Raw genomic sequence first — 12,840 nt, 5'->3', positions numbered from 1 at the left:
CGGGCAGCCGGCAAGGCGGAGCGGCCCGCCGCGTTGCTGGCTAAATGATGGTGCTGCTGCCGACGGCGATGTTGTGGGCGCTCCACTGCTGCTCGTTCGAGTCGGCAATCCAGAAGGCGACGTAGCTGCCCACCTGCTCGGTGGTGTAGGGGGCCGAAGGGTTCAGCTCGGGGGTGAGGATGTGGTTGGTGATGGCCTCGTCCACGGCTTCGCGCACCAGCTCGGCTTCGGTGCCCAGGCCCAAGTGGTCGAGCAGCATGGCCGCCGAGAGGATGGCCGCCAGCGGGTTGGCGATGCCCTGGCCCTTGGCCTGCGGGTACGAGCCGTGGATGGGCTCGAACACCGCCACCGCGGCCCCCACGGAGGCGGAAGGCAGCAGGCCCATCGACCCGGCGATGACCGAAGCCTCGTCGGAAATGATGTCGCCGAACATGTTCTCGGTCAGCAGCACGTCGAACTGCGTGGGGTTCATGATAATCTGCATCGCGGCGTTGTCCACGAACAGGTAATCCACGGCGACGGTGGGGTACTGAGGAGCCAGCTCACGCACCACTTCGCGCCACAGGCGCGAGGTTTCCAACACGTTGGCCTTGTCCACGAGCGTGAGGTGCTGGCGGCGGCCGGCGGCCGACTGGAACGCCAGGTGGGCGATGCGCTCAATCTCGGGGCGCGAGTAGGTGCAGTGGTCGTAGGCCGTGCCGTCGGCCGTGCGGCCCTTCTCACCGAAGTAAATACCGCCCGTCAGCTCCCGGAAGATCACCAAGTCGGTGCCTTCGATGCGCTCGGGCTTGAGGGGCGAGTGCTTCAGCAAGGCGGTGTAGGCCGTGACGGGGCGAATGTTGGCGAACAGGCCCAGCTCCTTGCGCATCCGCAGCAGGCCCTGCTCGGGGCGCACGGGGGCGGTGGGGTCGTTGTCATACTTGGGGTCGCCGATGGCCCCGAACAGCACCGCGTCGGCGGCGCGGCAGGCGGCCAGGGTTTCGTCGGGCAGGGGGTTGCCGGTGGCGTCGATGGCGCAGGCCCCCACCAGGTGCGACGAAAAGGCGAACCGGTGGCCAAAGCGCTCGGCCACGGCCTCCAGCACCTTCACGGCCTGGCGGCACACTTCGGGGCCGATGCCGTCGCCGGGGAGTACAGCTATCTTTTTGGTTACCATGCCCATGCGCGTTGTTGTTCGTAGGCCTCGATGGCCGGTTTCTGGTTCACTAAAAAATCGATGTCGTCGTAGCCGTTAATCAGGCACTCCTTTTTGTAGGCGTCGATGGCAAAGCCGAACGCCGCGCCCCAGGCCGGCACTTGCAGCGTCTGGGCGGGCAAATCCACCACCAGCGCCAGCTGCGGGTCGGCCTCGATGCCGGCCAGCAGGCGGGCCAGCTCCGCGTCGCTCACTTGCAGCGGCAACAGGCCCGTATTCAAGGCGTTGCCGCGGAAAATATCGGCGAAGTAGCTCGACACCACGGCCCGAAAACCCGCGTCGTACAGGGCCCAGGCGGCGTGCTCGCGGCTGGAGCCGCAGCCAAAGTTCTTGCCCGCCACCAGCACCTGGCCGGCGTAGCGCGGGCTGTTCAGCACGAAATCGGCTTTGGGCGTGCCGTCGGCCCGGTAGCGCCAGTCGCAAAACAGGTTGGTGCCGAAGCCTTCGCGGGTGGTCGCTTTCAGGAACCGGGCCGGAATAATCTGGTCGGTGTCAATGTTTTCCAGCGGCAGCGGAACGCCAGTGGTGTGCAGGGTCTGAAATTTCTCCATTTTAACTAGCTCGTTCAGCGGTGCGCCTCACCCCCCGGCCCCCTCTCCGGGGGAGAGGGGGAGACAGACGTCTGGGTTGCTGAGTTTAATTAACTTTTTATCGGGTTATTTGACTCCCCCTCTCCCCCGGAGAGGGGGCCGGGGGGTGAGGCGGCGTATCAGTTCAAGTACTTGGTAATGTCCACGATGCGGCCCTGCACGGCGGTGATGGCCGCCACCAGCGGGCTGGCCAGCAGCGTGCGCGACCCGGGGCCCTGCCGCCCCTCAAAGTTGCGGTTGGAGGTGGCCACGCAGTAGGCCCCGGCGGGAATCTTATCTTCATTCATGGCCAGGCAGGCGCTGCACCCAGGCTCGCGCAGCTCGAAGCCGGCGGCGGCAAAAATCTTGTCGATGCCCTCGGCAATGGCCTGCTGCTCCACCTGCTTGGAGCCGGGCACGATGATGGCCTCGACGTGGCCGGCCTTCTGCTTGCCCTGCACGTAGGCGGCCACGGTGCGCAGGTCTTCGATGCGCGAGTTGGTGCAGCTGCCGATGAACACGTAGTCAATCTGCTTGCCCAGCAGCGACTCGCCGCGCTCAAAACCCATGTATTTCAATGATTTATCAAAGCTTTCGGCCTCTCCCTCGGGCACCTCGCTCGGCACGTGGCCGGTGAGCGGGATGCCCATGCCGGGGTTGGTGCCGTAGGTTATCATGGGCGTAATCTGCTGCGCGTCAAACGTGTACTCGGTTTCAAACGCCGCGTCGGCGTCCGAGTACAGGGTTTGCCAGTAGGCCACCGCTTTCTCCCAGTCCGCGCCTTTCGGGGCGAAGGGCCGGCCCGCCACGTAGGCCAGCGTGGTGGCGTCGGGGGCGATGAGGCCGCCGCGGGCCCCCATCTCGATACTCATGTTGCAAACGGTCATGCGGCCTTCCATGCTCAGGGCCCGCACGGCGCTGCCGGCGTACTCCACGAAGTGGCCGGTGGCCCCGCCCGTGCCGAGCTGCGCGATGACGTAGAGAATCAGGTCTTTGGCCGTGACGCCGCGCTGTAGTTCACCCTCCACCGAAATCCGCATCCGCTGGGGCCGGTTCAGCAGCAGGCACTGCGAGGCCATCACCTGGGCCACCTGGCTGGTGCCGATGCCGAAGGCTACGGCCCCGAACGCGCCGTGCGTGGAGGTGTGGCTGTCGCCGCACACGATGGTGGTGCCCGGCAGCGTGAGGCCCAGCTCGGGCCCGATGACGTGCACGATGCCCTGGCGCTGGTGGCCCAGGCCGTACAGTTCCACGCCGTACTTCTGGCAGTTCTCGGTCAGCTTGTCCACCTGCGAGCGGGACAGCGGCTCCCGAATGGGCTGGTCCTGGTGCAGGGTGGGCACGTTGTGGTCGGCCGTGGCCAGCATCTGGCCGGGGCGGAACAGCGGCAGGCCCCGCGCGGCAATCTCATCGAAGGCCTGGGGGCTGGTGACTTCGTGAATCAGGTGCCGGTCGATGTACACCACCTCCTGCCCGCTCGCGATGGAGCGGACGACGTGGGCATCCCAGATTTTATCGAATAAGGTCGTGGCCATGTGGGAATTGCGTTAGTTGGCGGCCACCAGCTTCTCCTGCTCCACGAGGGCGTGCAGGTCGTCGTCGATGACTTCGCGCTGGCGGTCGGCGAGGACGAGGAAGCTGGCGTAGGCGGTGTTGAGGGCCGGGCGCTCCAGGTCGTAACCGAGCTTCTGGAGGCGGTAGGCCAGGGCGGCGCGGCCCGAGCGGGCCGTGAGCACGATGCTCGAATCGACGACGCCCACTTCTTTGGGGTCGATGATTTCGTAGGTTTCGCGGCACTTGATAACGCCGTCCTGGTGGATGCCGCTGCTGTGCGAGAAGGCGTTGGCCCCCACGATGGCCTTGTTGGCCTGCACGGGCATGCTCATCAGGTGCGAGACGAGGGCCGAGGTTTCGGCCAGCAGCTTGGTGCGCACGTTGGTGTCGAGGCCCAGGCCGGGGTGCTGGCGCAGAATCATCACCACCTCCTCCAGGGCTGTGTTGCCGGCCCGCTCCCCCACGCCGTTGATGGTGCACTCGATTTGCCGGGCCCCGTGCATGACACCGGCGATGGAGTTGGCCGTGGCCAGGCCCAAATCGTTGTGGCAGTGGGTGGAGAGGATGGCGCGTTCGATGCCCTTCACGTTGTCGTACAGGTACTTAATCTTGGCCCCGTACTCGTGGGGCAGGCAGTAGCCGGTGGTGTCGGGGATGTTGAGTACGGTGGCCCCGGCGGCAATGGCGGCCTCGCACACCCGGGCCAGGAACTCGTTGTCGGTGCGGCCGGCGTCCTCGGCGTAAAACTCGACGTCCTCCACGAAGCTCTTGGCCAGCTTCACGGCGGCCACGGCCCGCACCAGCACGTCGGCCGGGGTGCTGCGCAGCTTCTGGTAAATGTGCAAATCGGAGGTGCCGATGCCGGTGTGGATGCGCGGGCGGCGGGCCCCGCGCAGCGCCTCGGCGGCCACCCGAATGTCGTTCTCGACGGCCCGGGTGAGGCCGCAGACGGTGGCCTCCTGGGTTTGGGCGGCGATGGCGGCCACGGCGGCAAAGTCGCCGGGGCTCGACACCGGGAAGCCGGCCTCAATCACGTCCACGCCCAGCGCTTCGAGCTGGCGGGCAATGACGAGCTTCTCGGCCTGGTTTAGCTTGCAGCCCGGCACCTGTTCGCCGTCGCGGAGCGTGGTATCGAAGATTTGAATTTTCTGGGCTGACATATGGGCTACGCCCCCGGGGAGCGGTAACAAAGTGGATATTGCGCTGCAAGTAGCGGCGTTTTACGCACCGGCCCAAGCAGTTTTGCGCGGCCCGTACTATTTCCAATTCAATACTTTTTTAACTTAATTATCTGTTATAAAGTATCTTGACTCAACGATTCGTACAATGCCCAATAAGAGCACCGACCCGGTTTTCCAGCTTATCAAGTCGCTGACGCGCTCCGAAAAGCGGCACTTCCGGCTGTTCACCGACCGGCCGGGGGCCGGCGAGGGCCTGAAATTCTTGCAGCTTTTCGACGCGCTGGACGCGCTGGACGCCTACGACGAGGACCGCATCGTGGCGCAGGTGCCGGCCCTGAAGCGGGCCCAGCTGGCCAACCTCAAGGCCAACCTGTACCGGCAGCTGCTGGGCAGCCTGCGCGTGTACCACGCCGGCCAGAACCCCGACATCCAGCTCCACGAGCAGCTCGACTACGCCCGGGTGCTCTACAACAAGGGCTTCTACCAGCAGAGCCTGCGGATGCTGGAGAAAACCAAGCTGGCCGCCCAGCAGGCCGAGCTGCCCCACGTGGCCCTGCTGGCCCTCGATTTTGAGAAGCTGATTGAGTCGCAGTACATCACGCGCAGCCTGGGGGACCGCGCCGAAACCCTGGCCACCGAGGCCCTGGACACGGTGACGCACCTGGCCCGGATGCACGAGCTGTCCAACGCCGCGCTGCGGCTCTACGGCTTCTACCTCAAGACCGGGCACGCCCGCAACCAGGCCCACCACGAGCAGATTACGGCGTTTTTCCAGGCCAACATGCCGGCCTCGGTGGCCCCCGACAGCACGTTTTTCGAGCGGCTCTACTTCTACCAGGCCCACGTGTGGTACCACACCCTGAACCAGGATTTCCGGGCCTGCTACCGCTACGCCCAGAAGTGGGTGGACCTGTTCGAGGAAGCGCCGCACCTGAAGGACACCCAGGCCATGCTCTACATCAAGGGCCTGCACAATTTGCTGGCCTCGCTCTTCAACCTACTGTACTACAGCAAGTTCATGGAAGTATTGCAGCAGCTGGAAGACTTCGCCGCCAACCAGACGCGCCGCGCCAGCCCCAACACCGAGACGCTGCTGTTCCAGTACATCTACACGAACCGCATCAACGTGTACTTCCTGGAGGCCCGCTTCACGGAAGGGCTGGCCATTGTGCCGGAGCTGCTCGAAAACCTGGCCCTGCACCGCTCGCAGCTCGATTTGCACCGCACGCTGGTCTTCTACTACAAGATTGCCAGCCTGTACTTCGGCAGCGGGCAGTTCCGCAAGGCCATCGAGTACCTGAACCTCATCATCGACCAGAAGGACCTGAGCCTGCGCGAGGACCTGCAGTGCTTCGCCCGCATCCTGAACCTGGTGGCCCACTACGAGGCCGGCGACGACGCCAGCCTGGAATACCAGGTGCGCTCGGTGTACCACTTCCTGGGCAAGATGGACGACCAGCAGCCGATGCAGGTCGAGATTTTCCGGTTCCTGCGGCGGGTGGGCACCATCGCGCCCGGCCAGCTCAAGGAGGAGTTCAGCAAGCTGAAAGACAAGATGGTGGTCATCGCCGCCAGCCCCTACGACCGGCGGCCGTTTCTGTACTTCGACCTGATTTCGTGGCTGGAAAGCAAGATTACCAACGTGCCGGTGCAGGACGTGATGCGCCGCAAATTCCTGAAGATGCGGTGAGGCCGGCGGGGCACAAACCGGCCGGTTAGGCGGCGATTCGGGGGCCCCGGTCGAGGGGATGGGGAGATTAGTCTAGCCGGCGGCGAAAACGGCGGGTCTGGACGCAGGTTTGCAAAGGGTAATGCACGAGCGGCTTGCTCCGGTCTTCGCCAATCGGGCGGATAGCAGGCCCGACCCAAACCCTTTTCCAACAACTTCTTATCCCCACCCCACTTCCATGAAAGCTTCCTTCTTTGCCGCCTTCGCCGCCGTTGCCCTCCTCGCCAGCAGCAGTGCTTTTGCCGCCACTCCCGCCGCCCCGGCTTTCGGCCACGACCGCTACGAGCACGGCCGCCGCGATGACCGCCGCGACCACGGCCGCTACGAGCACGAGCGCCGCGGCCGGGACCGCCGCGACTTCCGCCGCGACCGCGACCACCGCGGGAACGACCACCGCCGCTACGACCACCGTTAAGCCTTCGCCGCCCCGGCGGGTCCAACCCGCCGGGGCGGCTTTGTGGATTCACCCAATTTCCCCCTTTTCTCCTTTTTAACCCATGAAAAAATTCCTGTTTCCGTTGCTGGCCGCCTTTGCCCTGAGCGCGGGGGCCGCCCAAGCCCAGGCCCCCGCCCAAGGAGCCCCCGGCCAGATGGCCGCCCGCCAGACCGAGCGCCTGACCCAGGCCCTGGGCCTGAGCGCCGACCAAACCACTAAAGTGCAGGCCATTATGGCCGCCCGCGACCAGGAAATGCAGGGCATGCGCGGCCAGGTGCAAAGCGGCAGCGTGACGCGCGAGCAAATGCGCGACCAGATGATGGCTGGCCGCGCCAAGTACGACGACCAGTTCAAGGCCGTGCTCACGCCCGACCAGTACACCAAGTACACCGCCATGCAGGCCGAGCGCATGCAGCGCGGCGGCCAGGGCATGGCCCAGGGCCAAGGCATGGGCCAGGGCATGGCCCAGGACAGCACCGCCAAAAAAGGCAAGGTGAAAATCAAAAAAGACAAGCTGAAGGCGAAAGTCGAGTAGCCGACGGCCTTCTCCGAGTCGCCCAAAAAAGGACCCAGCCGATTGGCCGGGTCCTTTTTTTATTGGGCGTTGCCACGGAATGGCCGCTTTGCCCCGCGCCGGTGCGCCGGCAGCTAGGGCTTGCCGGCCACGGGCTGGGGCGTGAAAATCAGTTTTTCTACCGGGAAGCCCAGGGCGCGGGCATGGGCGATGAGCCGGTCGCGGATGCGGCGCTCCAGGTGCGGCTGGCGGCTCAGCAGCCACAAGTTCTGGCGGTTGGGCTCACCCACCAGCGCATATTGGTAGGCGGCTTCGTCGAGGGCCAGAATCCAGTAGTTGCCTTCGAAAGGCCAGAAGAACTGCACTTTGAGCCTGGCATTGGTGGCGTCGACGGCGCGGGCCACGGCGGAGGCCCCTCGCACGGGCCCGTACAGCCCCCCCTTGTGGCAGGTGTTGCGCACGCCCACCTTGCCGTCGGGCCGCAGGGTGTAGTCGGCCGTCACGTGCTGGCAGCCTTTTTCGAAGCGAGCCGGCAGCCGGGCCACTTCGTACCACAGCCCGCCGTAGCGGTGCAAATCGACGTGCGCCACGGTGGGCAGAGGCGGCCGTTTTTTGCGGCGGGCGTAAGCGTAGGCCACCCCGGTGGCCACGGCGGCCAACGCCGGGAGCAGGAGCGGCCGCCGGCGCTTGAGCAGGTTGTTCATGGGCAGAAAATGATGTTTGGGGACGGCCTCTCTACGCAGTGCGCGCCCCGCCGGCCAGCTTTTCCAATTACAGCGCGGTGGCTGAAGCGGCTTGCTCCGATAGTTGGGAAGGCGGCGCAATTGTAAAAGCGGCCGGGCTTGGCGGGAATAGAATGCGCGGCCGGCCGGGTCAGCCCGCCGCCTGCTCGCGGGTTTCGGGCATGAACACCCAGAAGAACACCAGGCCCACGGCCGCGATGCCGGCCAGCACCAGGAAGGTGAAGTCGTCGCCGCGGGTTTTGGCCAGGTAGCCGGCCACCGAGTTGCTGAGGAACGCGCCCAGGCCCTGGGCCGTAGCAATGGCCCCCTGCGCGGCATTGAAGCGGCCGGTGCCCTTGGTGAGGTCGGCGATGATGAGCACGCCCACCACCCCGAAAATGCCCGCCCCGAGGCCGTCCATGCACTGCACGGCGATGAGGGCCGCCGGCGCGTGGCTGAGCGTGTAGAGCACCCCGCGCAGCGCCAGCGCCGCGAACCCGAAAAGAAACAGCGGCTTGCGGCCCAGCCGGCCCGCCAGCTTGCCGCTCGCGGCCGCCACCACCATGAACACGAGCTGCGAGGCCACCATGTAGCCCGAGGTGAACAGCACCGCCCGCTGCACCCCTGCGCCCTTGGCCAGCAGCTGCGTGACGAGCGGCACCATGGCGGCGTTGGCGAAGTGGAAGATGACGGCCGACGCCAGAAAAATCAGCACCGGCTTTTGCGTCAGCAGCTCGCGGAAGCCGGCCAGCAGCTCCTTGACGCCGTCCCACACGCCGCCGGGGGCCGCCGGGACGGCGCTGCTGGGTGGGCCATTAGGCGAGCCGTCTTTTCGGTCCGGGCCCGCTTGGTGGTCGTCCTGGTCGGCCCCGCGGGCCTGGTCGAAGTCGATGTCGTCGCCTTTGATGCGGGCCACGCACAGCACGGCCCCTACGCAGAGGGCCCCCACGAGGTAGAACATCCAGCGCAGGTTGAAATAGTAGCCCACCGCGCCCAGGGCCACGGCCGCGAACATGTTGCCGGCCGCGTTGAAGGCCTGGTTGGTGCCCTGGGCTTGGTCGAAATTCTTCCGGCCCACCAACCCCAGGGCAATAGCGGCCAGGCAGGGCGGGAAGATGGCCCCGGCCACGCCAATCAGGGCCTGCCCGCCCATCACCACCGGCCGCGTGGTGAAGAAGGCGGTGGCCAGCACGGCCGTGGCAATCAGCCCGATGCCGACGACCAGCAGGGTGCGTTTCTGGCGGAGGCGGTCGATGAGGGCCCCGGCGGGCGTTTGGGCCAGCACCTGGGCGATGTTGCCCGCCGCCAGGGCCCCGCCAATCTGGGCCTGGTTCCAGTGCACGCTCGATTGCAGGAACATCGCCATGTAGGGGCCCATGCCGTTCTGCACGTCGGCGATGAAGAAGTTCAGGGCCCGCAGCGCCCGGATGCTGCCCCGCTTGGGGTCGTCGGCCAAGGCGGGCGCGGCGGTTTTATCGGTTTTCTGGTCGGCAGTTTTTTCGACGGGAGGCATGCAGTGGCCAGGGGCTGAGGGAGCGGGAAGTAGCGGAAAGAACGGGGGCAAGAAGTGCATACGGCCGCGCTCGGTTCGCGGCCGGTAGCGGCCAAAAACGGGCCATCCCGCGGCCCGGGGGGCGCGGCGTGGCCCGTTGGCAGGAAGCGCCCCAGCGGGGCACTTCGGGTACGAGGCTAGCCAATCAGAAACGACTCGCCGCCCACGGTCAGGATTTCCACCTGCAAAGGGGGCTGGGTGCCGGGGGCCCGCACCTCGCCGGGGCCGTCGGCGCGGCGCGTGCCGCTGGCTTGCAGCTCGCTGCCCACGCTTGCCCGTTCGGCCACCTGGGGCCCCAGGTGCGGCGGGAAGCGCAACTCCGTGGCCGCTTCGTCGGCCAGGCGCAGGCCGTGCGGCCGGCCTTTGGGGTCGAGCAGCAGTTCGGCCACGGTGCCGTGGGCGTCGTGGGCGGTGGCGGGGGGCCCGGCGGGCTGGGGCCGCAGCACCCCGCCCGCCACGCCGATGCGGGCCAGGTGCAGGTGCTCGCCGCCCTTGGGCGTGGGGCGGAAATGGCCCAGCACTGCCACGGCTTGGCCCGGCTGCGCGGCCTCGTGCAGGGCCCGGCCGAAGTGCGGCGGGAATTTCACGGTGTATTCGGTGCCCCCGGCAATCAGCGTGAAGCGGTCGTACACCCCGCCGGGGTTAGCCCCAAACGCGCCCACCGTGCCCGCGAAGGAATGCAGCGGGAGCAGCCGGGCCGGGAGTTTTTCGGCCTTGGGGCCGGGTTTTTTGGGCTTGGCGGGGCCGGGCTTGGCGGGGCCTTCGCTTTTGGCGGCGGGCGGGACTTTATTTCTGGGTTTTTAATTTCGCTGGACATAAAAAAGGAAGGTTTGCAACGCAGTAAAAACTTACTGTGCGGCAAACCTCCGACGGCCGGGTAAACCCGGCCTTAACTCCAGATTAATTTATCTTCAGCCGGGTAGGGACTGGCTGAAGAAGCTCGATTTACGGCACGCGGGGCGGCGTGGGGGCCGGCAGGGGCTTGCGGGGCAGCTTCTGGTCGCGCATGGCGGCGTCGTACACGAAGCTGGCCACGATGACCGAGGCCTGCTTGAGGTCGTCGGCCACGAGGCGGTCGTAGGTGTCCTGGTTGGAATGGTGGGTGCGGGCGAAGTAGTCGAGGCCGTCCTGGATGAACTGGAAGCCGGGCAGGCCCACGGCGTCGAAGGCCACGTGGTCGGTGCTGCCGGTGTTGCGCAGCGTCACGGTGGTGGCCCCCAGCTCGGCGAAGGGCGCGAGCCAGGCGGTGAAAATCGGCTTCACGGCCTCGTTGCCCTGGGCGTAGATGCCGCGAATTTTACCGGCCCCGTTGTCGAGGTTGAAGTAGGCGGCCAGCTTCTCGTGGTCGGGCTTGAGCTGCATGGTGGCGGGGTCGGCGAAGTGGTTTTTCACGTAGTTGCGCGAGCCGTACAGGCCTTCTTCCTCCTCGCCCCACAGGGCGATGCGGATGGTGCGGCGCGGCTTAAGGCCGGTGGCTTTGAGGATGCGCACGGCCTCCATCATCACGGCGCAGCCCGCCGCGTTGTCGGTGGCCCCGGTGGCGGCGTGCCACGAGTCGAGGTGGCCGCCGAGCATCACCACTTCGCTCTTGAGCTTTTTATCCGTGCCGGGGATTTCGGCCACCACGTTGTACCCTTTCAAATCCTGGGTTTGGAAGTGGGTCCGGGTTTCCATCTCCACCTCCACTGGAATGCCGGCTTCCACGAGGCGGATGAGGCGGAGCTGGTCCTCGCCCGACATTTCCAGCTCGGGCAGCACCGGCTTGGCGTCGGCGGCGTAGGGGGCCCCGTTGGTGGTGAACACCGTGCCGTCGGTGCCCCGGCCGGCGCTGAGCACGGCGGCGGCCCCCTCGGTAATCAGCAGGTCGTTGAGCTTGGCGCGCAGGGCCAGCTGGGCCTTGCGGGCGGCCAGGCGGGCGGCGTCGGGCACGTCGGCGGGGCGGTTGGCGGCGGTGGGCAGGCCCCCGGCGGTAGCGTCGGCCAGCTTTTGCAGCTCGTCGGCGCTGAGGCGCTTGGCGTCGGGCTCGAAGTTGGGCTGGAGCGGGGCGGCCACGGGCAGCAGCACGATTTTGTCGCGCAGCTGGCCCTGGTACTTGGCCAGGTCGGCCTCCTCCTTGGCGTTCACGTACACCACCGCTTTGCGCAGGGCCCCGGGCGTGCCGGGCGTCCAGGCCTTGGGCACGCCAATCATGGCGTGGTAGTAAGGCTTGGTGAGGGCCACGTAGCTCTTATCGATGTCCCAGCCGCGGCCGAAGTCGCCCCAGGGCTCGATGTTGGCGTTCACCAGGCCGAACTGGGTGAGCTGCTTTTTGGTGTACGCGTTGGCGCGGGCCAGGCCCTCGGAGCCGGCCAGGCGCGGGCCGCACACGTCGGTGAGGTAAAAGGCCGTTTCCATCACCTGGGAGCGGTTCAGGCCTTCGTCCTTGATTTTGGCCAGGGCGGCGGCATCGGTTTTTTCAGGGGCCTGGGCCCGGGCGGGCGCGGCCAGGGCCAGGGTGCCGGCCAGCGGCAGGAGGAGCAGTTTATTCATATGGCAAGAAGCAATTGGGTTGGTTCCGGGCCCCAAGGTAAATTCAAACCCCGGGCAAGCCGTTACGGGGCCGAAATAATTGCCGATAATTGCGCCGGGCAACGGCCCGCTGGTGCCGGTGCCCGCGCTGCCGCCGCCGCGCCCGGCCTTCCTTGCGGCCGATTTCCTAACATTGCAGTCCCAACCACGCGCCCCGCTGGCGCTAAAAACCGATGGCTCCCACCGACCGGCTGACCAACCTGCAGCAGGAGCTGCTGAAATTGTTCGCGCAGCAGGTGCGACGCGGACTTGCAAAACATTCGCACGCTCATCGGGCAGTATTTCGCCCAGCGGCTGACGGGCCTGGCCGACCAGGCCTGGGAGCAGCAGGGCTGGACCGCGCAGACCATGCGCGACTGGCTGAACGAGGAAGCGCAATAGCCGGGGATGCGCGTGGTATTTGACGCCAACGTGCTGCTCGTGGCCCTGCCGAGCCACTCGCCGTTTCATGCCCTGTACCGGGCCGTGGTGGACGGCCGGCTGACGCTGTTCGCCACCACTGAAACGCTGGCCGAGTACGAAGAGCAGATTGGCCGCCGCCTGGGCCTGGCCCGCACCGACATTCAGCTGCGGGAGCTGCTGAACCTGCCCAGCGTGCGGGAGCTGACCGTTTACTACCAATGGCACCTGCTGGCCGAGGTGGATGCCGACGACGACAAATTCGTGGATTGCACCATTGCCTGCGGGGCCGATTACCTGGTCACGAACGACCGGCCTTTCGACAAGTTGCGGCACGTGCCGTTTCCGACCGTGCACACCATCCGGGCCAAAGATTTTTTGAACCTGCTGTAGTTTCTGCTATGGAAGTTGCCGCTACTTC

The 12,840-nt window shown here is 66.4% G+C and carries 13 protein-coding genes; 5 read left to right on the top strand and 8 right to left on the bottom strand.

Going from position 1 to position 12,840, the window contains the following annotated elements; translation table 11 throughout:
- Window positions 1-40: 40 nt before the first annotated feature.
- The 4 genes from leuB to HNP98_RS00780 all read right to left on the bottom strand — a co-directional run bounded on the left by leuB (window position 41) and on the right by HNP98_RS00780 (window position 4,478).
- A complete protein-coding gene (leuB, locus tag HNP98_RS00795) occupies window positions 41-1,162 on the bottom strand; it encodes a 3-isopropylmalate dehydrogenase (RefSeq protein WP_173808141.1) in 1,122 nt (373 codons plus the stop codon).
- On the bottom strand, window positions 1,150-1,746 hold the full coding sequence (gene leuD, locus HNP98_RS00790; protein ID WP_173808140.1) for a 3-isopropylmalate dehydratase small subunit: 597 nt from the start codon (window positions 1,744-1,746) through the stop codon (window positions 1,150-1,152). Before leuD ends, leuB begins: the two co-directional genes overlap by 13 nt.
- A gap of 158 nt (window positions 1,747-1,904) precedes the next feature.
- Window positions 1,905-3,299 carry a 3-isopropylmalate dehydratase large subunit gene (leuC, locus tag HNP98_RS00785; protein WP_173808139.1) on the bottom strand — a complete coding sequence of 465 codons (1,395 nt, stop codon included), beginning with the start codon at window positions 3,297-3,299 and terminating at the stop codon, window positions 1,905-1,907.
- A 12-nt stretch (window positions 3,300-3,311) separates the two neighbouring features.
- A complete protein-coding gene (locus tag HNP98_RS00780) occupies window positions 3,312-4,478 on the bottom strand; it encodes a 2-isopropylmalate synthase (RefSeq protein WP_173808138.1) in 1,167 nt (388 codons plus the stop codon).
- Window positions 4,479-4,644: 166 nt separating this feature from the next.
- Here HNP98_RS00780 and HNP98_RS00775 point away from each other — a divergent pair, with 166 nt between their 5' ends.
- The 3 genes from HNP98_RS00775 to HNP98_RS00765 all read left to right on the top strand — a co-directional run bounded on the left by HNP98_RS00775 (window position 4,645) and on the right by HNP98_RS00765 (window position 7,199).
- Window positions 4,645-6,189 (top strand): hypothetical protein, encoded by a 1,545-nt coding sequence (locus HNP98_RS00775; protein WP_173808137.1) that lies wholly within the window; start codon window positions 4,645-4,647, stop codon window positions 6,187-6,189.
- A gap of 217 nt (window positions 6,190-6,406) precedes the next feature.
- On the top strand, window positions 6,407-6,643 hold the full coding sequence (locus tag HNP98_RS00770) for a hypothetical protein (RefSeq protein ID WP_173808136.1): 237 nt from the start codon (window positions 6,407-6,409) through the stop codon (window positions 6,641-6,643).
- 82 nt (window positions 6,644-6,725) lie between these two features.
- Entirely contained in the window at window positions 6,726-7,199 is a 474-nt protein-coding gene (locus HNP98_RS00765) for a hypothetical protein (RefSeq protein WP_173808135.1), read from the top strand.
- A 113-nt stretch (window positions 7,200-7,312) separates the two neighbouring features.
- Here the strand turns inward: HNP98_RS00765 and HNP98_RS00760 are convergent, their stop codons facing one another.
- From HNP98_RS00760 to HNP98_RS00745, 4 genes are all read right to left on the bottom strand, one after another.
- Complete coding sequence (locus HNP98_RS00760) at window positions 7,313-7,882, bottom strand: lipocalin family protein (protein ID WP_173808134.1); 570 nt, start codon at window positions 7,880-7,882, stop codon at window positions 7,313-7,315.
- A gap of 169 nt (window positions 7,883-8,051) precedes the next feature.
- Entirely contained in the window at window positions 8,052-9,413 is a 1,362-nt protein-coding gene (locus tag HNP98_RS00755) for an MFS transporter (RefSeq protein WP_173808133.1), read from the bottom strand.
- A gap of 176 nt (window positions 9,414-9,589) precedes the next feature.
- Complete coding sequence (locus HNP98_RS00750; protein WP_173808132.1) at window positions 9,590-10,084, bottom strand: hypothetical protein; 495 nt, start codon at window positions 10,082-10,084, stop codon at window positions 9,590-9,592.
- A gap of 313 nt (window positions 10,085-10,397) precedes the next feature.
- Complete coding sequence (locus HNP98_RS00745) at window positions 10,398-11,981, bottom strand: M28 family metallopeptidase (RefSeq protein WP_173808131.1); 1,584 nt, start codon at window positions 11,979-11,981, stop codon at window positions 10,398-10,400.
- Window positions 11,982-12,269: 288 nt separating this feature from the next.
- Between HNP98_RS00745 and HNP98_RS22135 the strand changes: the two genes are divergently transcribed.
- Together HNP98_RS22135 and HNP98_RS00735 are read left to right on the top strand one after the other, a co-directional pair.
- Window positions 12,270-12,401, top strand: a complete 132-nt coding sequence (locus HNP98_RS22135; RefSeq protein ID WP_262889073.1) for a hypothetical protein — start codon at window positions 12,270-12,272, stop codon at window positions 12,399-12,401.
- 6 nt (window positions 12,402-12,407) lie between these two features.
- The gene (locus tag HNP98_RS00735; protein WP_173808130.1) at window positions 12,408-12,812 is read left to right on the top strand and encodes a PIN domain-containing protein; all 405 of its coding nucleotides are present in this window, start codon (window positions 12,408-12,410) and stop codon (window positions 12,810-12,812) included.
- The last annotated feature ends 28 nt before the right edge of the window (window positions 12,813-12,840 follow it).

This window comes from Hymenobacter caeli (assembly GCF_013294115.1).
In the GTDB taxonomy this organism is placed as follows: Bacteria; Bacteroidota; Bacteroidia; order Cytophagales; family Hymenobacteraceae; genus Hymenobacter; species Hymenobacter caeli.
This window is presented reverse-complemented; position numbering and strand designations above follow the sequence as displayed.